This is a genomic window from Shewanella sp. VK101 (genome assembly GCF_056497865.1).
The window spans coordinates 3,386,056-3,411,131 of the sequence record NZ_CM151402.1 but is presented as its reverse complement, the minus strand read 5'-3'; the positions used below and the strand labels follow the sequence as shown (position 1 = coordinate 3,411,131).

Genomic DNA, 25,076 nt, shown 5'->3' with positions numbered 1-25,076 from the left:
CCTTATAGCTTGCCGGTCAGTTGAGCGTATTTAACCAGCAATTCGTCTTGGGTTTCCTGATGTTCGGGATCCTTGTCGATACAGTCTATAGGGCAGACAGAAACACAGGTTGGGTTGTCGTAGTGGCCAACACATTCGGTGCAGCGCGTCGGATCTATTTCATAGATCTCTTCACCCATAGTGATGGCTTGGTTGGGACACTCGGGCTCACACATGTCGCAGTTAATGCAGCTGTCATCAATGATTAAGGCCATTGCCTTGTATTACCTCGGAATTACTTATCCTGTCTTGCAGGTTTTCGGTCAACGCTTGGCGCACAAAACAGTAGCAGGTGCAGCCCAAACTAAGTCATAGCACAGATTTTATCACAGGGCCTGTGCCTGTGAGCAACACTATTAGTGTGAGCCGGGCGGCACAGCAAAGATTGGTGTTAGGCTTTGCCTGCCTGAAGTCTCAATTCGACAGCGAACTTTCTTGGGTTTGGGTGCGAAATCTTTCAATCAAAAAATCCACAAACAGGCGAATGCGCTTGGGTTGGTATTGTCGACTCAAGTAAATAACATTCAAATCAGCCCCAGTTGCCGAGGAGGAAGCGCTGAAGTTTTTCATATAGCCATTCAGCACAGTAACCAGACGTTGCTGCTTGATGTCTTGCTGTACATCGAGAATTGATTTCAGGGCAATGCCGGCACCTTGCAGCGCCCACTGGCGGATCACTTCACCATCGTCCGAGAAGCGTTTGGGCACAACCGTGATGGCCTTGTAGCCTTCATCATCCTGAAAATGCCAGGTTTTCAGCTCTTCATTACTGCGGATCATGGCCAGGCAATCATGGCTGACCAAATCCTGCGGCGTAATGGGTGTCCCTTTTTTGGCCAGATAGTCGGGCGAGGCGCACAAAACCCTTCTGCTGGAAGCCAGCTTGCGGGAAATCAGATTGCTGTCGGCCAGTTCACCATAACGTATCACTATATCCAATCCGGATTCTGCCAGGTTGGTGAGATTGTCGTTCAGATAGAGGTAGGGGATGACATCCGGGTAAAGCTCAGTAAAGGCCGTCAGTATCGGCGACACATATTGTTTGCCTATGTCCCGCGGCGCCGAGATTTTCAATGGTCCCCGTACTTCTTTGGTACCGGTTTGCAACAGGTTTTCCGTCTCTTTGACACTGTTGATTATTTCAAGGCTGGCCTGGTGATAGAGGGCGCCGGAATCTGTGAGGGAGATATGACGAGTGCTGCGATTCAGCAGCTTGACACCATAGCGCTCCTCAAGGGATTGCAATCTGGCGGTGACTGTCGCCGGCGACAGGCCCAATTCCCGACCGGCGGCGGCCAGGCCCTGATTCTTGACGATACTGACAAACAAGGTCATGTCTGCAAATTTGTCCACTTGTCCCGCTTATTATTTGGTTGAGCTGAATAATCAATTCAAATGCTAACCAATTATCAAAATTTATCCAATAAATATACTGGCTCCATCTTAGTAATTGGAGACAGACACAATGCAAACAGACAACCAAATTTATGTGGTTATAGGCGGAACATCCGGTATAGGCGCCGAACTCGCAGGGCTATTGAAGGCCGAAGGAGCACAGGTTCATGTTGCGAGTCGTAGAACCGGGCTGGATATCAGCGATGAGCAATCTGTTTATCACTTCTTTGAATCAGTAGGTGCCTTCGATCACCTGATCATTACCGCAGGTTCCTTCGCTCCGGCAGGCAGAGTGGTTGATGTTGAGCTGGCTCAGGCCAAAGCCGCCTTCGATACCAAGTTTTGGGGCGCAATAAATGCTGCCAAACAGGCTGCACGTTACATCAAACACGGTGGATCCATCACTCTGACTTCCGGAATGTTGGCACGCAAAGTGGTTGCCGCGACTTATGTGAAAACGGCAATCAATGCCGCTTTAGAAGCCGTAACCCGAGTGCTTGCCAAGGAGTTGGCTCCGATTCGTGTCAATGCCGTCAGTCCCGGGTTAACTGATACACAAGCGCACCATGGCATGTCAGACGAAGCCAGAAACACCATGTATCAGCGCGCCGAAGCGGCCTTGCCGGTAAGGAGGATTGGCCAGACTGCTGATATCGCCATGGCCTACCTGTTATTGCTGCAAAACCCCTATATGACGGGCGTGGTTATCGATGTCGACGGCGGGGCGCTGCTCAACTAAGCGTCTTTTACCAAAGCGATTCCCAACAACAATAGTGCGGTGTCTGCGCCAAGCCGACATCGTTCAAAGCTCAGGAAATTTCATTATGAACAAGCAAAAAATGCCGCTGCAGGTCTGGATCTTGACACTTGCAGCATTTGCCATAGGCACAGCCGAGTTTGTTATCGCCGGTATACTTCCCCAAGTGGCCGCCTCATTGTCAATTACCGAAGGGCAGGCGGGCTATCTCATCAGTGCTTATGCCCTGGCCATAGTATTTGGTGGGCCGATACTCACCATCTACCTGGCACGTTTCAACAAAAAGAAAGTTCTGGCCGGTTTGATGGTGTTGTTCATTGCCGGCAACTTGTTGTCGGCGTTTGCCCCTGACTATCAAGTCTTGATGATAAGCCGCATTGTCAGCGGCCTGGTGCAAGGTCCTTTTTACGGCATAGGGGCCGTGGTGGCCACCAATCTGGTATCCGAAAAAATGGCTGGCCGAGCCGTGGGGCAAATGTTCGCCGGCCTGACTCTGGCCAATGTGCTTGGCGTCCCAGGAGGAACCTGGATTGGTTTGCAATTTGGTTGGCATACCACTTTCCTGACCGTTGCCGCATTGGGTCTGGTTGCCTTGTTTTTCATCCTGACAGTGATCCAGTCCACAGGCAGCAGTCAGGCCAAAGATGTCAGGGCGCAACTGGCGGCTTTTAAAAATCCCATGCTGCTGCTCAGCCTGGCGATAACCGTCTTTGCCTGGTCCGGATTCATGACCCTCTACGGCTATCTGGCTCCCATTGCCATGCATGTTACCGGTTTTGGTGAAAGCGCGGTGACCTGGATCTTGGTTGTGGTGGGTGTCGGCTTGATTGTGGGCAATACCTTGGGTGGGCGCTCCTCTGACAAGGATCTGCAGAAGGCATCTGTGTTCTGGACCTTGGCGATGATAGTTTCTCTGCTGCTGGTTGGCCTGACGGTTGAGAGCAAACTGATGTTTATCGTGACGACTTTCATCTTCGGTATCGCCTCTTTTGCCAACGTGCCCGCCATGCAGCTAAGGGTCATGAATCACGGTGGCGATGGTCAGGAGCTTGCGGCGACCGCCAATATCTCGGCATTTAATTTGGCCAATGCCTTTGGCGGATTTCTCGGCGGCATGGTGCTCGATAGCCAAGTGGGTGCCGATATGATCCCATTCGCTGCCATTCTGGTTCCCGTGATTGGCCTGCTGTTTATCACAGCGACCAATCGCCGTGAAAATGCCCGTATACCGGCTGCCGAGATCTCCTGATAAGCCTCGCCCCGTAGCAGGAGACTATTCGATATAGAACACAGTGGTATTCGGCAATGTGAATGTGTGCAAAAAGCATACAAAAAAGGCTGCCAAGGCAGCCTTTCTCTGTTTTCAATCAAGCCTGGTTTATTTTGTTGCGGCTTTGGTTTCGGCTTTTGTTTCGGCTTTGGTTTCGGCGTGGGGATTACGGGTGTCCGTCCCCTCCGGCAAGTTACGCAGCAAGATGGCTGAGTCCAGTTCCAAATCGGCCGGTACCGGCATATAGACGGTATGGCCCGAACCTAAACCGGCCTCAATGGCTTCACCCTTACGGTTTTGCAGGCTTTCCAATGTCAGGTTGATGTTGCCCTGCGGCGTCATCATCTCCAGGCTGTCGCCCAGCAAAAACTTGTTCTTCACTTCGATTTCGGCCAGGCCTTCGGCGTTACGCTGACCGGTAAATTCACCGACAAACTGCTGGTTGTCACTGATAGAGTGGCCGTATTCATAGTTCTGGTACTCATCGTGAACATGACGGCGCAGGAAGCCTTCGGTGTAACCTCTGTGGGCCAAGCCTTCCAGGCGGTTCATCAGGCTACGGTCGAAGTCTTTTCCGGCTGCGGCATCATCTATGGCCTGACGGTAAAGCTGCGCCGTGCGGGCCACGTAGTAGAATGACTTGGTGCGGCCTTCAATCTTCAATGAATCCACGCCGATACGGCTCAGGCGCTCTACGTGCTGAATGGCGCGCAGATCTTTGGAATTCATTATGTAGGTGCCGTGCTCGTCTTCGAAGGCCGGCATATATTCGCCGGGACGGTTGGCTTCCTGCAGCAGGAAAATCTGATCGCTGCTTGGGCCCTGGCCCAAAGTCGGCTGCTCTATCTGTACCGGATTGACTGCGACTATGTCGCCGGTTTCATTTTCCTTGGCCTCGTGAGCATCATACTTCCAGCGGCAGGCGTTGGTGCAGGTGCCTTGGTTGGGATCGCGTTTATTGATATAGCCGGACAACAGGCAACGGCCGGAATAGGCCATGCACAGTGCGCCGTGAACAAACACCTCCAGCTCTATGTCCGGACAACGCTGGCGTATCTCTTCGATTTCATCCAGTGACAGCTCGCGGGAGAGGATTACGCGCTTGATCCCCTGGGACTGCCAGAATTTGACCGAGGCCCAGTTGATGGCGTTGGCCTGTACCGACAGGTGCACAACCTGCTCGGGAAAGGCTTCACGAACCATCATGATAAGACCGGGATCTGACATGATAAGGGCATCCGGCTGCATGGCGACCACAGGCTCCATGTCCTTGATATAGGTCTTGAGCTTGGCATTGTGGGGAGCGATATTGCTGACCACATAGAGTTTCTTGCCCAGAGCATGGGCTTCCTGAATCCCCGTAGCCAGGTTTTCCATCTTAAAGTCGTTGTTACGTACCCTTAAGCTGTATCTGGGTTGGCCCGCATATACGGCATCTGCACCATAGGCAAAGGCATAACGCATATTTTTCAGGGTCCCGGCGGGAGACAGAAGCTCTGGTTTAAACATAATTTACTCTCAATTAACGGCAGTCCGGCGGTTGCACGACTTGGCAGCAGGGGCGGCATTTTACTTAATTAAAGTAGGGGTATGCAAATATCCCAAACATTGGCCGTCAATCACAACGGGCATAACAACAAGAAACCTTGCCTTATCAAAGGAAGGTGCGACTTCTGGTACCATTTGGGACAAGGTGGCGATTAAACAGTGACCGGCAGTCGATTTCAGTAGCCAACTACGGCAACTTGATATCACTTGGCGTTTTTTTACGCTCACGGCTGCCGGGGTTGCTGATATACTGAGTCACAGTATCTGAACAGTTTTTTTACATTGGAGAGTGCATGTCTACCGAACATCAACTCTTGGTTGGTTTGTTGCGGAAACTCAAGAACGATACCCTGGTGCTGCCAACCTTGCCGGAAGTGGCCATGCGGGTGCAGGAGGTGGTCAGTCGTCCCGACTCAAGCCTGAGGGAAGTTGCCGATATCATAGGTCAGGATGCCGCCATATCGGCGCGTTTGATCAAGGTAGCCAACAGTGCTTTCTACAGCCGGGGTATTCCTGCGGAAAACATCAACAGCGCCGTAACCCGTATAGGCTTGGCGCAGATCAAATCCATCGCCACCTCTATTGCCATGGAGCAGTTGTTCATCTCCACCAACGAGATGGTGTGGGAAGTCATGGATGAAGTGTGGCGCACTTCCATAGATGTAACCGCCGCGGCCGGCGCCATGCTGCTTATCTATAACAAGACCCACCCGGGCAGCGGCCTGAATTATGATACTTTAACCCTGGCGGGGCTGGTGCATAATATCGGTGCCTTGCCGGTACTGACCGAGGCCGAGGCTCACCCTGAGCTCTTTGGCAGCATAGATCAACTAAGAGCCTTGGTGCGCAAGATGCAAGGGCCCATAGGGCGGGCGGTACTCAAGAGCTGGGACTTTGCCCCGGATGTGATGGAAGTGGTCGAGCGCTGGGCTGATTTACCCTATCTGCCGGATCATGTGACTTACCTGGACTTCATTCGCTCGGCGGCCTTCTATGCCGGGGAGTTGCGAGCCGGCGCCGAGCTTGAACAGCGTCTGGAAGTGTTTGTCGATAGGGGCTTGCCCGTCAGTGCCGAACTGCTAGGCAGTGATGAGTTTCTGGACAAGTACCATTCAATCAAGCAAAGCTATGAGTAAGTATTGAATTAACCCATCTTTGTCGTTCACGGGAGAATACCGCTTTGATGATAGGCCCATGGTTGCTTTCTATCGCGTTAATCACAGTGTTTATTCTCCTTTTGTGGCGCCGCCAGCGTCAAAAAGAGCGGCGTTTTATCAAGCTGCTCGGCAAACAACTCGACAATCAGATAAAAGCGCGCGCACCACTTGAACTGCCTTGGGTGCCGGTCGCCTTCTATGAGCTGGTCAATAGCCTGGAGAAGCTGCTGCAGGCCCTTCCGCCACCTGTGGGGAAAGATAAACTCACAGGTCTTGCCAATCGGGTAGGGCTCAAGCGCAGCGTTACCGCCTTGATGCCGCTGCAACAGGGCACCATGGTGCTGCTGGACATCTACCGTTTCCGTTACGTCAATGACCTGTTTGGCTTTGCCTTTGGCGATCAGCTGCTCAAGCAGATGGCAGACCGCCTGCTGGGATTGCAGCAGGTGCCCAGATTACTGGCGCGGATGAATGAAGATGAGTTTCTGCTGTACTTTGAGCAGCAACAGACAGAAGAAGATCTGCATCGGCTGCGGGGCAGGTTACAGGTGCCTTTTGATATTGAAAGTACGCCTGTAAGTATCCGCATTCAGATGGGCTATCTGGATTTGCATGCCCATCATACCGATCTCAGCCTGATGTTGCGCCGCCTGGATCTGGCGCTGAAAAAAGCCCGCAATAGCCGTGATCTGCTGGCCGGTTATCAGACGGGTGAAGACAGTATCCAAATGCGCGAGCTGGAGATCATCAACAGCCTGCCCAAGGCGTTGAAGACAGGGCAGTTGTATCTGGTTTATCAGGCCAAAGAAGAGGTGAGCAGCGGCCTTTGTCGCCAGGTTGAAGCGCTCATCCGTTGGGAACATCCCAAATTCGGCACCATTTCTCCGGCCGAGTTTATTCCACTGGCCGAGTATTCCGGCATGATAGGCCTGGTGAGTCAGTGGGCACTGGAGCAGGTGATGATGCAGCAGCGCAAGTGGCGCAGCGGTGGCTTCAAGGTGCGGATAGCGCTTAACCTTTCGGCGCAGGATCTCAACAACGGCTGCATGCTGCAGGAGATTGAACGCCAACTGCAGGAGTATCAGTTGCCGGGTGAGGTACTGGCGATAGAGATCACCGAGAGCAGCCTGATGGCCGATCTTGAGCAGGCGATAAAAATCCTGGAGCGGCTGCGGCAACTGGACATTCGTTTGGCGATAGATGATTTTGGTACCGGGCACTCGTCGCTGGCCTATTTGAAAAATCTGCCGGTAGATGAAGTCAAAATCGATAAGGCGTTCAATGAAGAGTTGCTCAGCAACAGCAATGCCAAGCATATTATGCGTGCCAGCATCCAGATGGCCAAGTCACTGGGTTTTGAGGTCACTGTCGAGGGGGTAGAATCTATGGCGCTGAAACAGATGCTGATCTCCCTGGGGGCCGATCAGCTGCAGGGTGATATTGTCGCCAAACCCAAGACGGCGCCTGAGCTTGAATACTGGTACGCCAAGCACAGCATGCAAACCAAGACGGTGAGTTGAACTATTGGCTATAGGTCTAATCTTGCTGCTATGCCCTTAACTGTGTCCCCAACTGTTCGAGTAGTGTCGCCGGCATAGGGCAAAGCTGGCGCTGACTATTCATGCACACCATTTCAACTCGGCCACTGACTGCCGCCCTGGCGGCGTTTTCGCGCCAGATCTCCTGTTCCCACACTGTGCGGTATTTGCTTTCGAAGGCAAAACGGGTACGGACATCCAGGATATCGGCAAACTCGACCCCTTCCTGACAGGTGAGCTCGGAGCGATAGACAGCAAAACCTATTCCATCCGAATGCCACAGGCGTTTCAGTTCGTTGGCCCCTATAACCAGTTCACGGGCGCGCTCGAAGTACTTCAGAAAATTGGGGTGATACACCACGCCGGAAAAGTCCGTATCTTCGTAGTAGATCTGCAATTGAAAATGAAACCAAGGGCTGAAGCTGAGTTGCATGCAAATACCTGTAATTGAGTCGCGCCCGGCAGTTTAGCACTCGCGCCGGCAAAGGTCAGCTCAGAGGCGGCTGCTACTGATGATCTGCTGGTATTGACCACTTTGTTTCATCTGTCTCAGTCCTTCATCCAGTGCCTTGGCCAGCTTTGGAGAAGAGGCATTTTGCAGCGAAAATGCCAGAAATATTCGGCTCTGGTGATTGGAAAATGCCGGTAGGATCTCCTCTTCAACACCCATACGTTTGATAAAACCTTCGGCCACCTTGTCGAACATAATGGCTGCATCTATGCGGTTGAGCAGTAAGAGGTTGAGTAATTGCTCCTGGCTGGCTACCGGTACCAACTGTAACTGTTGGCTCAGTTTGGCAAATTCATCGCCGTATTCGTAACCCTTGATTATCCCAACGACGCTGCCCTTGGGTAGCTGCCATTTGTTTTGGGCATTCAGTGGCCGATTTCTGTTGTAGTAGAAGGAGGCATTGGCAACAAACAGCGGCTCTTCACCAAACAGAAAATCCGGCTCGGTACTGCGCTCACGGGTCACATTGAACACCCCTTGCACCTGTCCCTTACGGGCCATCATCAAGGCTCTGGAATAGGGCACTACCAAGCTTTCCACTTGAATATGCTCAATAGAGAAAGCGGCGGTTATCAGTTGGTGGGATAAGCCTTGCCCGGTTCTGTCGGCAAAAGGTGGCCAGCTGTCTTCGGCGGCGAGTAAGACTTTTGTCTCTGCTTCGGCCCAAGCCAATGTTGAAGAAAACATGTAAATAAAACAAGTTAATACAGCTATTATTCCAGATCTCATTCTCATCCTTTGATTGAGTCGCCTGGTTTGGAAAGGTTAAAAATAGTACCTGAGTCTTAGGGAAGATGCGAGCAAGTCCCATCTGTGCCCTGAGTCGAATCACAGGCCACTGAAATCAGCAAATACCCGGGCCACACCTTTCGCAAAGGGTGTGTGTTTTGCTTAAATTGCATCCCCTCATAGCGAGTGCCGAAAAGCCCGGGTTTTAGATTGTGAACCAGTTGGCGTTTATTATTGTGGTGGTTTGCATTCTATATATCATTAGATTATTCTCAATGAAATTTTTCTAATGGATAGGGGTGTACCATGCCAGAAAAGATTATTGAACTTGAAACCAAAATGGGTAAAGGCTGGAAAGTGACAGCGCAGGTGCGTGAGCATACCTTGGTCATTGACCAACCGACGGCCGGTAACGAAGGAGCCAATCCGCTTGAGACCTTCCTGTTTTCTCTGGGGGGCTGTATTTCTGCCATTGCCAGAATGGTAGCCAGAGAGCAGAAAATCGATCTCCGGGGGATGAACATCAAGGTGCGTGGCGAGATGAATTCCGACGGTTTGCTGGGGAAAGCCAGCGAGGATCCTGTCGGGTTTCGCCGTATTACCCTGGATGCCGATATTGACGCCGACATGACTGCAGAACAAAAGCAGCAGTTTCTCGATACTGTCTGCCATCGTTGTCCCGTGCATGACAACCTGTTGAGCGCCTCCAGAGTAGAGCATCAAAGCGTCTGATGCCTGAAGCTTCAAATGCTCTTGGCTTGAGCGCTGTCAGTCCTTGCCAAACCTGGGCTAAATAAAGTAAAGCGCTGAACCAGGCCTGCTGCTGTGAATACTGACAGGCTGACAGATAACCATTGGATCAGACGGCAAAATGCCGTTTCGCCTCCTACACTTGCAAGGGAAGATGCAAGTTCAGGGATAACATAGCAAAGGAGGCGAGAATGAGTTATATCGATGTGATGGTCGCTCCGGTTCCCAGCGCCAAGAAACAGCAGTATCTTGAGCATGCACGCCGGGCGGCGGGTCTGTTCAAGTCTCAGGGGGCTTTGGAGCTGGTAGAATGCTGGGGGGATGATGTCCCGGAAGGTAAGCTTACTTCCATGCCTATGGCGATAAAGCGCCAGGACGACGAGACTGTGGTGGTTTCCTGGATCGTTTGGCCGGACAAGGCCACGCGCGATAAAGGTATGCAGTTTATCATGACAGATCCTTCTGTTCCCGAGACTCTCGGCGATATGCCGTTCGATGGCAAGAGGATGATCTGGGGCGGCTTTGAGATGCTGCTCAAGGAGTAGCCTTTCTTTGACTCCTCAATAAAACACGGGATGCCGCTTGGCATCCCGTGTTTTATTGAGGCTTTCTATTGAGCCAGGCAGAATCAATCTGAACCTGAGCCTATGTTTATCTGCGCCTGCTGCCGGGCGATAGCGGCATTGAGCCTGTCTTTGACATGGCCGGGCGACTTGGTGTTATAGGACAAGAGTCGATACATGGCCGGGATCACCAACAGGGTGACAAAGGTCGCAAACGCCATACCGAAGAACACTACGGTTCCCACGGCAATACGGCTCTCAGAGCCGGCACCGGTGGAGAAGATCAGCGGAATCGCGCCGACAATCGCGGTGAAGGAGGTCATCAGGATAGGCCGCAAACGCCGCGCCGAGGCATCGATAACCGCCTGTTCGAAGGCCAGCCCCTTGTCTCGCAGTTGGTTGGCAAATTCGACTATCAGAATACCGTTCTTGGTCACCATGCCTATCAACATGATCATCCCTATCTGGCTGTAGAGGTTGAGCCCTTGTTGTGTCAGCCACAGGCCAAGGAAGCCGCCGAATACCCCCATGGGGACGGTCAACATCACCACCAGTGGGTTGATAAAGCTTTCGAACTGAGCCGCCAGCACCAGATAAACCACCAAGAGGGCCAAACCGAATACCAGCAGCATGCTGCTCTGGTTTTCCTTGAAGTCTTTCGACTCACCTGTATAGCTGATACTGATATCACCGGGCAGGGATTCAATCGCCTTGGCGTCGAGGAAATCCAGCGCTTCTCCCAGAGTGGCGCCATCCATGAGGTTAGCCTTGATGGTGATGGACTTTTGTTTGTTGGTATGGCTCAGTCGCTGCGGCGAGGCCACTTCTTCGATATGCGCCAGGCTGTCGAGGGTAACCAGCTCGCCCTTGGTGGTACGCATATAGATCTGGCTAAGGTCGCTCATGCTGCTGAACTGTTTTTCATCCCCGCGCACATAGACATCATACTCTTCACCCCTGTCCACATAGGTGGTTTGTTTGCGGCCGCCGAGCATCACTTCCAGGGTTTCCGAAACATCGGCAACACTGACACCAAGCTCTGCCGCCCTTTGTCTGTCAACCGTGACCAGAAGCTCAGGGGTGGTTTCGGCATAATCCAGATCGGCGCCGCGCATCAGGCCACTGCTGTTGGCCTCCTGTTGCAGCAGCTGTGCCCATTTGAACAGCTCTTTATAGTCGGATCCGCCGATAACAAACTGCACCGGCTCACTGGAGCGGCCACGGAAGCCGGGTAACATGGGCCGCACCATCACATCGGGAATATCTTTCAATACCTGGGCTATCATCACCAGCGCCTGATCGGCGTTGATATCCCTGTCCTCCCAATCCTCGAGCTGCATGATCACAAAACCTGTCTGATCACCGGCGCGGCCACCAAAGGCCGGCGCCTGCACACTGAAGGACTTGAGCACGCCCTGGCCCAGCAGCGGCATCAGTCTGTCCTGTACTATGTCCATGTTGGCTGTCATGCGGTTGTAGCTGGTTCCTTCGGCGCCCTTGATAAAGGCGAAGATCACCCCGCGGTCTTCCTGCGGTGCCAGCTGTGCGGGAATATGGTTTACCAGCAAGGCGCTGCCGCCGATACAGGCGAGGATAACCAAGGGTGCCGCAACCTTGTGACGTATGGCAATGGCCACCATGGCGCGATACTTAAGCTCGAGCGCCGCAAAGAAGCGATTCAAGGCGCGGTTGAAGGCGTTGGGTTTGACATTGGCCTTGAGCAACTGGCTGCTGAGCACAGGTGTCAGTGTCAGCGCCACTAGGGATGAGAACAGTACAGACACCGCCAGCAGCACGGAAAACTCGGTGAACAGCAAGCCGACCATGCCTTCCATAAAGGAGATGGGCAGAAATACCATCACCAATACCGCCGTGGTGGCAATAACGGCAAAGCCCACTTCGCGGGTGCCCTTGTAGGCGGCCAGCAGCGGGTCTTCCCCGCGCTCTATGTGGTGAAAGATATTCTCTACCACCACAATGGCGTCATCCACCACCAGGCCTATGGCCAGGATCAGTGCCATCAGGGTCAGCAGGTTGATGGAAAAGCCCAAGAAGTAGGCGGCCATAAAGGCCGAGATCAGCGATACCGGCACAGTCACAGCAGGAATAAGCGTTGCCCGCAGCTGGCCGATGAAAATATACAGCACCAGCAGTACCAACGCCGCCGTGATATAGAGGGTGTAATATACCTCGTCTATGGCCTGATCGATAAACACGGTCGAGTCGTAGTCCACATATAGCTGGGTACCGGCCGGCAGAAACTTTTGCAGTGCGTCCACCTGCTTGTAGACATCTTTGGCGACATCCAGCGGGTTGGCATCCGATTGCGGTACTATCCCCAGGCTGAGGTTGACTATGCCGTTGCTCTTGAAGGTGGAGTTCTCATTCTCGGCGCCGACAAATACCTCGGCCACATCCTTGAGATAAACCGGCGAGCCGTTTGCGCTGCTGACCTGCAGATAGTCGAACTGCTCAGGGCTCAGATAGAGGCGGGCGGTGCGCACTGTCATCACTGTGGTGTCGTTACGCAGCTCACCACCGGGGGATTCCATATTCTCCGCCTTCAGGGCTGTAAGGATATCCTGCACAGTGACATTGCGACCGGCCATCTGCTCAGGCTTGAGGCGCACATACATCACCTTGTAGAGGCCTCCTGAGATATCCACCGAGCTGACCCCTGTGATCAGGTTGAACTTATCTTCCAGTACTCGGCGGGAATAGTCAGTGAGCTGGGTACGATCCATCTCGCTGGAGCTCAAGTTGACATAGATGGAGGGCTCGCCCGAGCCGTTGTCTTTGGAGACTATCGGGTCGTTGGCTTCTTCCGGCAGCCTGCGCTGCGCCCGGGCCACGGCATCACGGACATCGCTCACCCCTTCGGTGAGGTTCCAGCCCAATTTGAAGGTCACAGTGATCCGCGACATGCCGTTGCGGCTCACCGAGGTGATTTCATCGATACCGCTGATGCCTGTCAGCTCATCCTCAAGGTTTTTGGTGACCTGACTCTCCATGATAGAGGCGCTGGCCCCTTCATAGGTGGTCATCACAGTGACGACCGGGCTCTCCACATCCGGCATTTCCCGCACCGACAGCTTGCTGAAAGACACCAGACCAAAGACACACAAAAGCAGGCTCAGCACTATGGCGCTGATCGGCCGTTTGACCGAGGCATCGGATAACAACATCAGTGAAGCTCCCCGGTCTGCTGTACTGCTTCGGCGGTCAAGGGCTTGACGCTGGCGCCATCACGAATATTCACCAGCCCCTGAACCACAATGCGATCCCCCAGGCTGACGCCATCTGTGATAAGCACCAGATTGTCGACCCGGGCGCCCAAATGCACTTCGGTGCGGTGGGCTATGCTGTTTTCATCGATGCGATAGACATAACGCTTGGTGCCGGAATACTCCAACGCCTGTACAGGTACTACCGCCTGATGAATTGGTGGGAAGGTCAGGGTGGCCGATAACATCATGCCAGGTCTCAAGTATTTGTTTTTATTTTTGAATTCTACCCGCGCCCTGACGTTGAGAGTATCCGGGTTGACTCTGGGATCTATGGCAACCACCTTGCCCTGAAACAGTTGGCCGTTCCAGGCACTGCTGCTGCCTTGTACCTGCATGCCGACACTCAGTTGCGACAGATAAGATTCGGGCACCTGCAGATCGAGCCGCAATAAGCTCAGATCATCGAGACTCAAGAGTTCGGTTCCCTGGCTCACCAGCTTACCCTTGCTGAAATCCACCAGGCCCACTGTACCGGAAAAGGGAGCCCGCAGATGATGGTAGGAAAGTTCGGCCCTGGCCGAGGCCAGCCTGGCTTCGGCGATACTGACGCTGGCGCGTTGGGCATCAATTTCTGTCTGGGTAATGGCGTTGCGGCCTATGAGTTTTTCATACTCGCCCAACTTACGCCGCTCATCGGCCAGATAAGATTCAGCTTCCATCACCGCCGCTTTGGCCTTGGACTCTTCCAAAACCAGCAAGAGTTCCCCCGCCTTCACCTCCTGGTTGGAGCGCACTGCGATAGCGTCTATCTTGCCGGCGACTTGAGGCGCTATAGTGACCGAGCGTTCTGCTTCCAGCTTGCCTATCAGAGTCAGGGATTGTGCCAGGGATTGCTCTGTGACTGTGGCGGTAATTACGGGAACGGCGGCTTTGCCCATCCCCATGCCTGAGCCAGGTTTGTTGCCGGCTTTATCTGCCGTCGGAGTCAAGAGGAGATAGGCGGCCACACAAAGGCCAAGAACCAGGAGTCCGATATAAGGTTTTTTCATTGTGTCCCATCTGATGCCGGTAGAGATCCGCTAGGATCTGAAGGTTGCCTATTTTACGGGAGCCTCAAGCATAAAGCTGGTAAATGAGTGTAAAAAAGCGCAAATTCCAGTGTGAAAATGTGACCGATGGCGAATGTCTGAATCTGTTCTCTCAAACTGTTCCTTGCCTGCAACAGTTTTTAATAAAATGAGTTGTAAGATGTGTAGTTGTAAATTTTTGCCGAGTCAGATATTTGTCAGGAGTCATTTTACCTTGGTTTTAATGAGACTTGGTCATCATATTCATAAGTCATATTAAATTATTTCCTTTGGCGCTTGTGCGCCTGTTTTTATATGTGCTAACTGAGTTGTTTATATTGGTGTTGTTATTTGGTTTGGTGTTCTGTTTATTCATGGAATACTGTATTGGTGCCTGTATAAATATGGTGAAACACAATGAATATTTACAGGAATATAAAGTTTTCACGTTATTGTTATGGCGGAAAGCAAGCTCGTAATTTAATTCTGCTGGCTATTTTCTTTATGATGGCGCGGCCGGTACCAGCCGATGATACTGAGCTTTATGTTTACGAATCCTCCTCGCGAACCGGCGATAGGCCGCAAATCCTGATCATTTTTGATAATTCCCGCAGCATGGAAGAGTACGTCTATGATGTCGATGAAAGTTACTCGGGAGTAGAGGGCTCCGGCAGTCAAAATACCGAAAGCGGGTTCCTGTATTTTACCAAGGGCACTCCAGATTCAGTTAATATTCCTGTGTTGGATGAACAGAAAGGAAGCCGGCGGTTCAAGAGGGAGAATAACGGTTGTCAAACTTCCTGGGAGTATTTAAATAAGTATGGAACTTATACCGGGTTTATTCGGGAATATAGCTTCTCGGGGCAGAATGGTACCTGGAAAGAATTACCTGAGAATGCCGGTGCCAATCTTACCTTGATTGATTGTTTCGAAGATATTCAGGATGAACGCTATGGTAACGCCTCAGGAATTGTAGATGGCTTGCCGCTCGATGGCACCGGCAATCGTAAAGAAGTGGTTGGTTACACAGAGGTGAATGACGGCTCCAGCGCTGAGCAGAAAAAAGCCGCCAAGGAAGCCGCAGAGCGAACCGGTTTCGGCACGGGTCGGCCGGTTACTTTCTACACGGAAGATTATCTGCGCTGGTATCACAGCGACAAAAAGAAAGTAACCAAGACCCGGTTGCAGGTCGCCAAGGACGCGATTCAAAATGTGATAGTGACCACTCCTGGGGTTGATTTGGGGCTGGCAATCTTCAACTTGAACTTCAAGCTGGAAGGGGAGCGTGATGGTGGACGGATCATCTCGGGGATCAAGTCCATGACCGCTGCCAGCAAGATAGAGCTCATTAACAGGATTAATGATATTTCCTACGCCCAGGCCACGCCACTGTGTGAGACCTTTTATGAGGCTTTTCGCTATTTTAGCGGCAAGGGAGTGCACTTCGCCGATAAAGACAGTGATTATTTTTTTACAAACAGCGATGGCAAGGTTGTCGATCAGTATCTGGTTAAAGATACCCCGCAAAGGGATATGAGCATTATCAAGGGTGGCAGCTATGTTTCGCCGTTCAAGCCATGCCAGAGCCAGGTTTATGTTGTTTATATTACCGACGGTGAACCCACTCAGGATGCCTCTGCCGATGATCTGATCCAAGAGATGACGGGGGATGAGGATGCCTATATCACCCAAAGAAGCCGGAGTTATCTCAGTGCCCTGAGCAGTTGGATGAGTCGGAATGACCTTAACTCCAATCTGGCAGGCAAACAGACAGTGACCACTTTTACCATAGGCTTCAGCGAGGGGGCGGCCAAGGCCGAAGTCTTACTGAGAAAAACCGCCGAAAAGGGGGGCGGCCGCTACTTCGATGCCCAGGATGCCAGCAAGTTGCAGTCGGCAATTCAATCTGTGGTTAATCAAATTCTGGAGAAGAACGCCAGTTTCACCTCGCCTTCGGTGGCCAGCAATAATTTCAACAAGCTACAAACCTTGGATTCAGTGTATTACTCGATGTTTTTGCCCAACAAGGGACCTCGCTGGCGTGGCAATATCAAGAAGTTCCAAGTGACGGATAAAGGCAAAGTGGTCGACAGCAAAGGTGAGCCGGCCATTGCCGAGAATGGCAATATCAGTGCCAAGAGCTGTTCTTTTTGGAGTTCCAGCGGGGCTTGCAGTCAAGGAGGCGACGGCGATGATGTGACCAAGGGTGGGGTGGCCGAAGCCCTCTATAACCAAAAGCAGCGCACTTTGTATGGCAATTTTGCCGCCGGGGGCGACTTGTCACCGCTGACCTTAGATGCCGCCAGCGGTTATGCCGGAGGTGAAGCCAAGCTGGCGCAGCATATGGGGGTAGACAGCAGCCAGTTGCAGGGGCTGTTTGATTGGGCACGCGGCGAGGATGTCGATGACGACAACCGCAACGGCAATCGCAGCGATAAGCGTCGCGATCTTTTGGGTGACCCCCTGCATTCCAAGCCTCTGGCGATAGATTTTGGTTCGTCCGCAACCGACCCGGATATCCGTATCCTGGTGGGCAGCAATCATGGCATGCTGCATATGTTTCAGGACAAGGGGGCTTCGGTCAGTGAGAGTTGGGCCTTTATGCCCTGGGAATTTCTGCCCAATCTGGCTGAACTTAAAGCCAATGCACCGTCGGGCGTGCATTCGGTTTATGGTTTCGATGGTTCACCTGTGGCCTTTACCAAACGTGTGGGCAACAGGCTTGAGAAAGCCTGGGTGTTTATGGGGCTGCGGCGCGGCGGCCGTGGTTACTATGCTCTGGATGTTACCAACCCGGATAATCCCAAGCTGATGTGGCATGTTAATGCCGATACGGCCGGGATGAGCGAGTTGGGGCAAAGCTGGGCCAAACCTGTGGTGACCAGTATTCCTGGTTATGGGGATAAGCCGGTACTCATCTTTGGGGCAGGGTACTCTCCGGCCAAGGATACTCTGAGGGTGGGCAGCGCCGACAGCCAGGGGCGCGGGGTATTTATCCTGGATGCTGAAACCGGTAAGTTGCTGCACAGGTTCGGCCCCGGCGGTGATACCGAAATGCCTGAACTCAGAGACAGTATCCCCAATACGGTGGCCGTGCTTGATGACAATAGTGATGGTGTCAGCGACCGCATCTATGCTACAGACACTGGGGCCAATATCTGGCGTCTGGACCTGCCTGATGCCGACCGTAATAATTGGAGCGCCTTCAAGTTTGCTTCTCTTGGCGGCAGCACTGAGAGTACGGACAGGCGCTTCTTTGCCGCGCCTGTAGTGGCGCAAACCATGTTAAGTAATCAGACCGAGAACCGGGTCACGACCAACGGCGAGTCAAAGACAGTCAATTCATCCATGGAGATCCCCTATGATGCCGTAGTGGTGGGCTCTGGACTCAGGCCATCGCCTTCGGATACCAGTCGTTCGGACATGTTCTTTGTGTTGCAGGACAGAAACACTGCCAGCCAAAATTTCAATGAAATAGATCCCCCACAACCACTGACCCTGGCCGAACTCTACGATGTGACGGCCAAGGCGCCGAATTCCGCCCAGGAACATATCGATTTTGGCCGCAAACTCGGCTGGTATTATGACTTTACCCGCAGTGGTGAAAAGAGTCTGTCCGATGCCAGTATTATCAAAGGGCGGGTGTTTTTCACTTCCTATGTCCCGGGCAGTAAAGCCTCGGCGGAGCAATGTCTGGTCTCGGGCAAGGGGTATCTCTACGGCTTTGATCTGCATAAGGGGGCGCGCAGCTATACCCAGACTTATCTGGAGACGGGGGAAAGTCTCCCCGACACCCCGCAGTTGGTGGTGCAGCCAGGCACCAATGCCGACGGAACTGCCGGGGACAGCTATCTCTATCTGATTGGTATTGGGAATGCTGCGGCACTCATGGACAAGCTGGTTGATGATAAAGGCTGCCCTGCTGGGGACGAACAGTGTGTCGGTGAAGGCCCGGCGACTCACAAACTCTATTACTTCCAGGCCGATTGAAGCGCAGAGGTGTACAGTGAACAAGGTGATCCTTAGCTTGTCTTTGAGCGTATGTTTCCCCCTGATGGCGAGTGAGGGGCAAACGCGACAGGATTATAAGTGCCTGGTGGAAACAACAAGAGCGGCGCAGGAGATCATCCGGGTCTCCTGGGATCCGTCCAAGGCGGAACTCTATCAGCGACAGATGCCGGGAATGGTGCTGGAGCGGATTGGCAATCGTGGGCAGCGCCATTACATACGCGAAGTGTTTGAGTGCGTATCAAGGAATGAGGAATTTTACTCTGCCACAGGAAGAAAAATCGACCAGGCCGGCAAAAATCTGGACTGAGAGACCCAGGGTTGGCTTCATCGCTCTGTTTGCATCAAATAGGTAAATGCCCGAACAAGAGGTTTCTTTCGTGGCCAAGTCTCTCCTATTGATAACTTTCTTCTTCGGTGCCTTATTCCGAATTTTTAGGATATCAGCAAATGCCATGTTAATTACAATTGAGGTTTTGATACATATATTTTACATTTGATTCGGCGCAGCCAAGAGGTGTGCCACTCCTGTTTTGAATAAAGGTCATTTTAAAAACACCATAATAGTAGTGAATACCGGATCTTCTAAAATGAACTGGCTGATATTGTGCGGGTGTTCGGTTAAATGTTGAAGTCGAGTCAGATATTTGGCTAAGGTCAAATCTGTTTGATTAACCTGAGGCCAAATCGACACATTTTGATATTAATGTAAATAATTTGATTAATTTGTTGTTTGGGTGTTCCTGTCGTGGTAAATAGAGGCTCGAAGAGATAAAAGCCTTATTTTACAGTCCGGTGTTTTGTTTATCTCTATCTATCAGAACAGTGGAATAAACACCGGTAAAACACGACGTAACTACCATGACAAATCACGGATGTATCGGCCCTTGTTGGCGGCAAATCAGCAGGCGATTCCTGGCCTTGTTGCTCTCCTGTATTGGCAGTTTTATATTGGCCAGCCCATTATTGGCCGATGACACTGAACTCTATGTTTATGAGTCCTCATCGCGCAGCGGTGCCCGGCCGCAAATGCTGATCATTTTCGATAACTCGGCCAGTATGGGTAATTATGTATACGATGTGGATGAGAGTTATTCTCCCGGCGCAGGTGGTGGCGCTCTTGAGCCCAAGAAAGAATTTATTTACTTCACCAAAGGTGCTCCTGATTCAGACAATATGCCGGTTCCGGGCAAGCAGGATAAGACCTGGCGTTTTTTGCGCAGCAATAACGGCTGCCAAACGTCCTGGGAATATCTGAACAAGTATGGGATTTATACCGGTTTTGTCCGTGAATACAGTTTCTCCGGACAAAATGGCACCTGGAAAGAGTTGCCCGAAAACAATGGTGCCAATGTTACCCTGGTAGATTGTTTCGAGGATATTCAGGATGAGCGTTATGGCAATGCCGAAGGGATACCCGATGGTTTGCCGCTGGATAGTGCCGGTAACCGCAATCAAGTGATCAGCTACACCCAGGTCAGCAATGGCTCGACCGAGGCGCAGAAGAAGGCGGCTAAGGACTCGGCCGAGCGCACAGGTTTTGGCACAGGTCGTGTGGTGACCCTCTACACAGAAGATTATCTACGCTGGTACCACAGCGACAAGAAAAAGGTCACCAAGACTCGCCTGCAACTCGCCCAGGAAGCGATTCAGAACGTGATTGTGACGACTCCCGGGGTGGATTTGGGACTGGCCATATTCAACCTCAACCATGACAGGGAAGGAGTGCGTGACGGCGGGCGGATCATCTCCGGGATAAAACAGCAGAGTGCTGCCAGTAAGATAGCACTTATCGAGAGTGTCAAGGAAATCGCTTACGCCCAGAATACACCCTTGTGTGAAACCCTCTACGAGGCCTATCGTTACTTTAGTGGTCAAGGGGTGTATTTTGGAGACGATGACAGCGATTACACTTTCTACAAGAGGGACTATTGGGGGCGGGTTGTCACTGATCGTTGGGGCCGCCCCATAGTCACCCGCACCTACCTTACGGAAAATACGCCGCAAGCGGATCCGAGCATTATCAAGAATGGCATCTATGATTCACCGTTTAAAAAATGTCAGAACCAAGCCTATGTAATCTATATCACAGACGGTGAGCCGACGCTGGATAGCGCCGCTGACGGCTTGGTGCAGGGGATGACCGGGGGCAAGGATGCCTATGTGAGCCGTAATGGCAACAGTTATCTCAGTGCCCTGAGCAGCTGGATGGCCAGCAATGATGTCAACCCCAATATGGCCGGCAAACAGACGGTCAATACTTTTACCATAGGTTTCAGTGAGGGGGCGGCCAGGGCGGAAGCCTTGCTGAGAAAGACTGCTGAAAAAGGCGGCGGCCGTTACTTTGATGCCCAAAATGCCAGCAAGCTGCAGTCGGCAATCCAGTTGGTGGTCAATCAAATTCTGGAGAAGAATGCCAGTTTCACCTCGCCCTCAGTGGCCAGCAACAACTTTAACAAGGTGCAGACCTTTGACTCTGTGTACTACTCCATGTTTCTGCCCAACAAGGGCCCCCGTTGGCGTGGCAATATCAAGAAATTCAGGGTGACAGGCACAGGGGATGTGGTAGACAAAAACGGCAATCCGGCCATTGCCGACAATGGCAATATCAATACCTCGGCCTGCTCCTTCTGGAGCTCTCAGGCGGCTTGCAACGCCGGTGGTGATGGCGACGATGTCACCAAAGGTGGGGTGGCCGAGGCCCTCTATAACCAAAAGCAGCGCACTTTCTACGGCAATTTTGCTTCCAAAGGCGGTTTGTCGCCCCTGACCAAGGCCGCGGCCAGCAGTTACGCCGGTGGCGAGGCCAAGCTGGCGCAGCATATGGGAGTAGACAAAAGCCAACTGCAGGATCTGTTCGACTGGGTTATCGGCAAGGATATTGACGATGACAACCAAAACAACAGCCGCAGCGATAAGCGCCATGACCTTCTGGGCGACCCCTTGCATTCCAAACCTTTGGCCATAGATTTCGGTTCGTCCGCAAAGAACCCGGATATCCGTATTCTGGTGGGCAGTAACCACGGCATGCTGCATATGTTTCAGGACAAAGGGGACTCGGTCAATGAGAGCTGGGCCTTTATGCCTTGGGAATTTTTGCCCAATCTGGCAACGCTCAGAGCCAACGTACCTTCCGGCGTGCATTCGGTTTATGGTTTTGATGGCTCACCCGTGGCTTATATCAAGCGCAGCGGCAACAAGATGGAGAAGGCTTGGGTATTTATGGGGCTGCGTCGTGGTGGCCGTGGTTACTACGCCATGAATGTGACCAATCCGGATAAGCCTAGCCTGATGTGGCATATCAGCGCAGACTCGGCCGGCATGAGTGAGTTGGGGCAAAGCTGGGCCAAGCCTGTGGTGACCACCATTCCAGGTCAGGGTGATAAGCCGGTGCTCATCTTTGGGGCAGGGTACTCTCCGGCCAAGGATACTCTGGAGGTCGGTGGCGCCGATAGCCAGGGCCGAGGGGTGTTCATTCTGGATGCCGAAACCGGCAAGTTACTGCACAGATTTGGCCCCGGCGGTGATACTCCAATGCCGGGGCTGAGGGACAGCATTCCTAATTCGGTCGCGATTCTTGACAGCAATGGTGATGGCGTTACTGACCGTATCTATGCCACAGATACCGGGGCCAATGTTTGGCGGCTGGATATGGCTGGTGCCGACACCAAACAATGGAGTGCCTTCAAGTTTGCTTCTCTTGGCGGCAGCACAGAGAATACCGACAGGCGCTTCTTTGCCGCCCCTGTGGTGGCGCAAACCATGTTTGGCAATCTGAGCGAGAACCGTGTCACGGTCAACGGCCAGTCAAAGACGGTGATTTCGGCGCAGCAGATCCCTTACGATGCCGTGGTGGTCGGCTCCGGACTCAGGCCATCTCCATCGAATACCAGTCGCTCGGACATGTTCTTTGTTCTGCAGGACAGAAATACCCTCAGTCAGAGTTTCAAGGGCAAGGCAGTGCCTCAGGCACTGACGTTGGCGGATCTTTACGATGTGACTGCCAAGGCGCCGACTTCAGAGAAAGAACATATTGCTTTTGGCCGCAAGCGCGGTTGGTATTACGACTTTACCCGCAATGGTGAAAAAAGCCTTTCCGATGCCAGTATCATCAAAGGGCGGGTTTTCTTTACCTCCTATGTGCCCGGCTCGCAGACCTCCACCAACCAGTGTTTGGTTGCCGGGCAGGGCTACCTCTATGGCTTTGATCTGCACAAGGGCACCCGCAGTTACACAAAAACCTATCTGGAGATGGGAGAGAGTGTCCCGGATACACCGCAGTTGGTTGTGCCGCCCAATATCAGGAGTGATGGCACTGTGGCCGATAGCTATATGTATTTGATAGGCATTGGCAATGCCGGCGAAGATATGGAGAAGGTGAAGCCGGATCCAGGCTGCCCATCCGGCGATCACAAGTGTGTCGGCGGCGGCCCGTCTACCAACAAGATTTATTACTATCAGGCCAACTGAGGAGCGGATGATGCACAAGCTGATATTGTCTTTGGCCATACTCTTGAGTCTGCCCCTGGCTGCCGCACAGCCCAAGGGGCAACGTCAGGACTATAAGTGCCTGGTGGAAACAACAAGAGCGGCGCAGGAGATTATTCGGGTCTCTTGGGATCCTGCCAAGGCCGAGCTCTACCAGCGGCAGATGCCGGGAATGAAGCTGGAGCGGATAGGTAACCGCGGCAAACGCCATTATGTGCGTGAAGTATTTGAGTGTGTGCCCAGAGAGCAGGCGTTTCGCTCGGACAGTGGCAGGCAGTTGGACGATTCTGAAGCGGGCCTGGGTTAAAGGAAATAAAAAACGGAGGCGTTTGCCTCCGTTTTTGTACGGTTTTTCTATTACTTGGTCATCCGCTTGTACTTGAGTCTGTGTGGCTCAATCACATCGGCACCGAATTGGTTTTTCAGCCAGGCCGAGTATTCTGTGTAGTTACCTTCGTAGAAGTTAACCTGACCCTCGTCTCGGTAGTCGAGGATGTGAGTACAGATACGGTCGAGGAACCAACGGTCGTGCGAGATCACCATGGCGCAGCCTGGGAATTCCAACAGCGCTTCTTCCAGTGCCCGCAGAGTTTCCACGTCCAGATCGTTGGTCGGTTCGTCGAGCAGCAACACGTTGCCGCCAGCCTGCAGCAGCTTGGCCAGATGCACCCGGTTACGTTCACCACCGGAAAGTGAACCGATGATTTTCTGCTGATCGCCACCACGGAAGTTGAAGCGACCGACATAGGCGCGGCTCGGGATCTCCAGATTGTTGATCCGCATTATGTCCTGACCGCCGGAGATCTCTTCCCAAACCGTGTTCTTGTCGTTCATCGAGTCACGGAACTGTTCCACAGAGGCGATTTGGACTGTATCACCTATCTCGATTTCACCGCTGTCCGGCTGCTCGGCGCCGCTGAGCATTCTGAACAGGGTCGACTTACCGGCACCGTTGGCACCGATAATACCGACGATGGCGCCCTTGGGAACGCTGAAGCTTAAGTTGTCTATCAGAATCCGGTCACCATAGCTCTTGGTGAGATTGCGCACCTCAATCACCTTGTCACCCAGGCGAGGACCGGGCGGAATAAACAGCTCATTGGTCTCGTTGCGGCGCTGATAATCTGAGCTGTTCAGCTCTTCGAAGCGGGCCATACGGGCTTTGCCCTTGGACTGACGTCCCTTGGCACCCTGACGCACCCACTCCAATTCCTTGGCAATCGTCTTCTGGCGGGCGCTTTCGCTGGCGGCTTCCTGCTTCAGACGGGCATCTTTCTGCTCCAGCCAGGAGGAGTAGTTGCCCTGCCATGGGATACCTTCACCCCGGTCCAGTTCCAGGATCCAGCCGGCGGCATTGTCGAGGAAGTAACGGTCGTGGGTAATGGCAACCACAGTACCTGAGTATTCCTGCAGGAAATGCTCCAGCCAGGCAACGGATTCGGCATCCAGGTGGTTGGTCGGTTCGTCCAGCAGCAGCATCTCCGGCTTTTCCAGCAGCAGACGACAGATGGCCACCCGGCGACGTTCACCCCCGGAGAGCACCTCCACCTTGGCGTCCCATTCCGGCAGACGCAGGGCGTTGGCGGCGCGCTCGAGAATATTGTCCAGATTGTGGGCATCCTGGGCCTGAATGATGGCTTCCAGTTCGCCTTGCTCCTTGGCCAGGGCGTCGAAGTCGGCATCCGGCTCGGCATAGGCCGCATAGACTTCATCCAGACGCTTGAGGGCGTTTTTGGCTTCGCTGACGGCTTCTTCTATGGTTTCCCGTACTGTCTTGTTGGGATCAAGCTGGGGCTCCTGGGGTAGGTAACCTATCTTGAGTCCCGGCATGGGACGGGCTTCACCTTCAATTTCTGTGTCCAGCCCTGCCATGATTTTCAACAGGGTGGATTTACCCGAGCCGTTGAGACCCAGGACACCAATTTTGGCGCCGGGGAAGAAACTCAATGAAATATCTTTGAGGATCTGCTTTTTGGGCGGCACTATTTTGCCGACCCTCAGCATGCTGTATACAAACTGAGCCATATTG

18 protein-coding genes are annotated in these 25,076 nt (G+C 52.7%); 10 read left to right on the top strand and 8 right to left on the bottom strand.

Features of this window, described 5'->3' with window-relative positions:
- Nucleotides 1-2 precede the first annotated feature (2 nt).
- Entirely contained in the window at nucleotides 3-254 is a 252-nt protein-coding gene (locus ACSHSR_RS15150; RefSeq protein ID WP_025009446.1) for a YfhL family 4Fe-4S dicluster ferredoxin, read from the bottom strand.
- 199 nt (nucleotides 255-453) lie between these two features.
- The gene (locus tag ACSHSR_RS15145) at nucleotides 454-1,392 is read right to left on the bottom strand and encodes a LysR family transcriptional regulator (protein ID WP_342179531.1); all 939 of its coding nucleotides are present in this window, start codon (nucleotides 1,390-1,392) and stop codon (nucleotides 454-456) included.
- Nucleotides 1,393-1,504: 112 nt separating this feature from the next.
- Here ACSHSR_RS15145 and ACSHSR_RS15140 point away from each other — a divergent pair, with 112 nt between their 5' ends.
- Nucleotides 1,505-2,173: an SDR family oxidoreductase gene (locus tag ACSHSR_RS15140; protein WP_025887588.1), complete on the top strand. Its 669-nt coding sequence runs from the start codon at nucleotides 1,505-1,507 to the stop codon at nucleotides 2,171-2,173.
- A gap of 85 nt (nucleotides 2,174-2,258) precedes the next feature.
- Nucleotides 2,259-3,440 carry an MFS transporter gene (locus ACSHSR_RS15135; RefSeq protein ID WP_025887589.1) on the top strand — a complete coding sequence of 394 codons (1,182 nt, stop codon included), beginning with the start codon at nucleotides 2,259-2,261 and terminating at the stop codon, nucleotides 3,438-3,440.
- Between the two features lie 129 nt (nucleotides 3,441-3,569).
- On the opposite strand, the gene trhP is transcribed toward ACSHSR_RS15135, so the two are convergent.
- A complete protein-coding gene (gene trhP, locus ACSHSR_RS15130; protein ID WP_071237893.1) occupies nucleotides 3,570-4,970 on the bottom strand; it encodes a prephenate-dependent tRNA uridine(34) hydroxylase TrhP in 1,401 nt (466 codons plus the stop codon).
- A 332-nt stretch (nucleotides 4,971-5,302) separates the two neighbouring features.
- On the opposite strand from trhP, the gene ACSHSR_RS15125 reads away from it, so the two are divergent.
- Together ACSHSR_RS15125 and ACSHSR_RS15120 are read left to right on the top strand one after the other, a co-directional pair.
- Nucleotides 5,303-6,145 carry an HDOD domain-containing protein gene (locus ACSHSR_RS15125; protein WP_025887591.1) on the top strand — a complete coding sequence of 281 codons (843 nt, stop codon included), beginning with the start codon at nucleotides 5,303-5,305 and terminating at the stop codon, nucleotides 6,143-6,145.
- A 47-nt stretch (nucleotides 6,146-6,192) separates the two neighbouring features.
- Nucleotides 6,193-7,686: a putative bifunctional diguanylate cyclase/phosphodiesterase gene (locus ACSHSR_RS15120; protein ID WP_479630885.1), complete on the top strand. Its 1,494-nt coding sequence runs from the start codon at nucleotides 6,193-6,195 to the stop codon at nucleotides 7,684-7,686.
- Nucleotides 7,687-7,714: 28 nt separating this feature from the next.
- Here ACSHSR_RS15120 and ACSHSR_RS15115 read toward each other — a convergent pair whose 3' ends face one another.
- Nucleotides 7,715-8,137, bottom strand: coding sequence for a thioesterase family protein (locus tag ACSHSR_RS15115; RefSeq protein WP_208128382.1), 423 nt, complete (start codon nucleotides 8,135-8,137; stop codon nucleotides 7,715-7,717).
- A gap of 60 nt (nucleotides 8,138-8,197) precedes the next feature.
- A complete protein-coding gene (locus ACSHSR_RS15110) occupies nucleotides 8,198-8,950 on the bottom strand; it encodes a substrate-binding periplasmic protein (RefSeq protein ID WP_037436415.1) in 753 nt (250 codons plus the stop codon).
- Between the two features lie 300 nt (nucleotides 8,951-9,250).
- Here ACSHSR_RS15110 and ACSHSR_RS15105 point away from each other — a divergent pair, with 300 nt between their 5' ends.
- Together ACSHSR_RS15105 and ACSHSR_RS15100 are read left to right on the top strand one after the other, a co-directional pair.
- Nucleotides 9,251-9,676, top strand: a complete 426-nt coding sequence (locus ACSHSR_RS15105) for an OsmC family protein (protein WP_107352705.1) — start codon at nucleotides 9,251-9,253, stop codon at nucleotides 9,674-9,676.
- A 209-nt stretch (nucleotides 9,677-9,885) separates the two neighbouring features.
- On the top strand, nucleotides 9,886-10,239 hold the full coding sequence (locus ACSHSR_RS15100) for a DUF1428 domain-containing protein (protein WP_025887599.1): 354 nt from the start codon (nucleotides 9,886-9,888) through the stop codon (nucleotides 10,237-10,239).
- An 83-nt stretch (nucleotides 10,240-10,322) separates the two neighbouring features.
- Here ACSHSR_RS15100 and ACSHSR_RS15095 read toward each other — a convergent pair whose 3' ends face one another.
- Nucleotides 10,323-13,442: a multidrug efflux RND transporter permease subunit gene (locus ACSHSR_RS15095; RefSeq protein ID WP_208142615.1), complete on the bottom strand. Its 3,120-nt coding sequence runs from the start codon at nucleotides 13,440-13,442 to the stop codon at nucleotides 10,323-10,325.
- Complete coding sequence (locus ACSHSR_RS15090) at nucleotides 13,442-14,533, bottom strand: efflux RND transporter periplasmic adaptor subunit (RefSeq protein WP_144164797.1); 1,092 nt, start codon at nucleotides 14,531-14,533, stop codon at nucleotides 13,442-13,444. Before ACSHSR_RS15090 ends, ACSHSR_RS15095 begins: the two co-directional genes overlap by 1 nt.
- Before the next feature lie 435 nt (nucleotides 14,534-14,968).
- Here ACSHSR_RS15090 and ACSHSR_RS15085 point away from each other — a divergent pair, with 435 nt between their 5' ends.
- The 4 genes from ACSHSR_RS15085 to ACSHSR_RS15070 all read left to right on the top strand — a co-directional run bounded on the left by ACSHSR_RS15085 (nucleotide 14,969) and on the right by ACSHSR_RS15070 (nucleotide 23,354).
- Nucleotides 14,969-18,541, top strand: coding sequence for a pilus assembly protein (locus ACSHSR_RS15085; protein WP_243889374.1), 3,573 nt, complete (start codon nucleotides 14,969-14,971; stop codon nucleotides 18,539-18,541).
- Entirely contained in the window at nucleotides 18,426-18,869 is a 444-nt protein-coding gene (locus ACSHSR_RS15080; RefSeq protein ID WP_320691709.1) for a TapY2 family type IVa secretion system protein, read from the top strand. The genes ACSHSR_RS15085 and ACSHSR_RS15080 overlap by 116 nt, the downstream gene beginning before the upstream one ends.
- Nucleotides 18,870-19,510: 641 nt before the next feature.
- A complete protein-coding gene (locus tag ACSHSR_RS15075) occupies nucleotides 19,511-23,029 on the top strand; it encodes a pilus assembly protein (protein ID WP_479630884.1) in 3,519 nt (1,172 codons plus the stop codon).
- Nucleotides 23,030-23,036: 7 nt separating this feature from the next.
- The gene (locus ACSHSR_RS15070; protein WP_147289661.1) at nucleotides 23,037-23,354 is read left to right on the top strand and encodes a TapY2 family type IVa secretion system protein; all 318 of its coding nucleotides are present in this window, start codon (nucleotides 23,037-23,039) and stop codon (nucleotides 23,352-23,354) included.
- Nucleotides 23,355-23,404: 50 nt separating this feature from the next.
- On the opposite strand, the gene ettA is transcribed toward ACSHSR_RS15070, so the two are convergent.
- The gene (ettA, locus tag ACSHSR_RS15065; RefSeq protein WP_025887609.1) at nucleotides 23,405-25,072 is read right to left on the bottom strand and encodes an energy-dependent translational throttle protein EttA; all 1,668 of its coding nucleotides are present in this window, start codon (nucleotides 25,070-25,072) and stop codon (nucleotides 23,405-23,407) included.
- Nucleotides 25,073-25,076: the final 4 nt, after the last annotated feature.

Coding starts and splice junctions, on each gene's coding strand:
- ACSHSR_RS15150 (WP_025009446.1), bottom strand. CDS start 254: ATGGCCTTAATCATTGATGACAGCTGCATTAACTGCGACATGTGTGAG.
- ACSHSR_RS15140 (WP_025887588.1), top strand. CDS start 1,505: ATGCAAACAGACAACCAAATTTATGTGGTTATAGGCGGAACATCCGGT.
- ACSHSR_RS15135 (WP_025887589.1), top strand. CDS start 2,259: ATGAACAAGCAAAAAATGCCGCTGCAGGTCTGGATCTTGACACTTGCA.
- trhP (WP_071237893.1), bottom strand. CDS start 4,970: ATGTTTAAACCAGAGCTTCTGTCTCCCGCCGGGACCCTGAAAAATATG.
- ACSHSR_RS15125 (WP_025887591.1), top strand. CDS start 5,303: ATGTCTACCGAACATCAACTCTTGGTTGGTTTGTTGCGGAAACTCAAG.
- ACSHSR_RS15120 (WP_479630885.1), top strand. CDS start 6,193: ATGATAGGCCCATGGTTGCTTTCTATCGCGTTAATCACAGTGTTTATT.
- ACSHSR_RS15115 (WP_208128382.1), bottom strand. CDS start 8,137: ATGCAACTCAGCTTCAGCCCTTGGTTTCATTTTCAATTGCAGATCTAC.
- ACSHSR_RS15110 (WP_037436415.1), bottom strand. CDS start 8,950: ATGAGAATGAGATCTGGAATAATAGCTGTATTAACTTGTTTTATTTAC.
- ACSHSR_RS15105 (WP_107352705.1), top strand. CDS start 9,251: ATGCCAGAAAAGATTATTGAACTTGAAACCAAAATGGGTAAAGGCTGG.
- ACSHSR_RS15100 (WP_025887599.1), top strand. CDS start 9,886: ATGAGTTATATCGATGTGATGGTCGCTCCGGTTCCCAGCGCCAAGAAA.
- ACSHSR_RS15095 (WP_208142615.1), bottom strand. CDS start 13,442: ATGTTGTTATCCGATGCCTCGGTCAAACGGCCGATCAGCGCCATAGTG.
- ACSHSR_RS15090 (WP_144164797.1), bottom strand. CDS start 14,533: ATGAAAAAACCTTATATCGGACTCCTGGTTCTTGGCCTTTGTGTGGCC.
- ACSHSR_RS15085 (WP_243889374.1), top strand. CDS start 14,969: ATGAATATTTACAGGAATATAAAGTTTTCACGTTATTGTTATGGCGGA.
- ACSHSR_RS15080 (WP_320691709.1), top strand. CDS start 18,426: ATGCTGCGGCACTCATGGACAAGCTGGTTGATGATAAAGGCTGCCCTG.
- ACSHSR_RS15070 (WP_147289661.1), top strand. CDS start 23,037: ATGATGCACAAGCTGATATTGTCTTTGGCCATACTCTTGAGTCTGCCC.
- ettA (WP_025887609.1), bottom strand. CDS start 25,072: ATGGCTCAGTTTGTATACAGCATGCTGAGGGTCGGCAAAATAGTGCCG.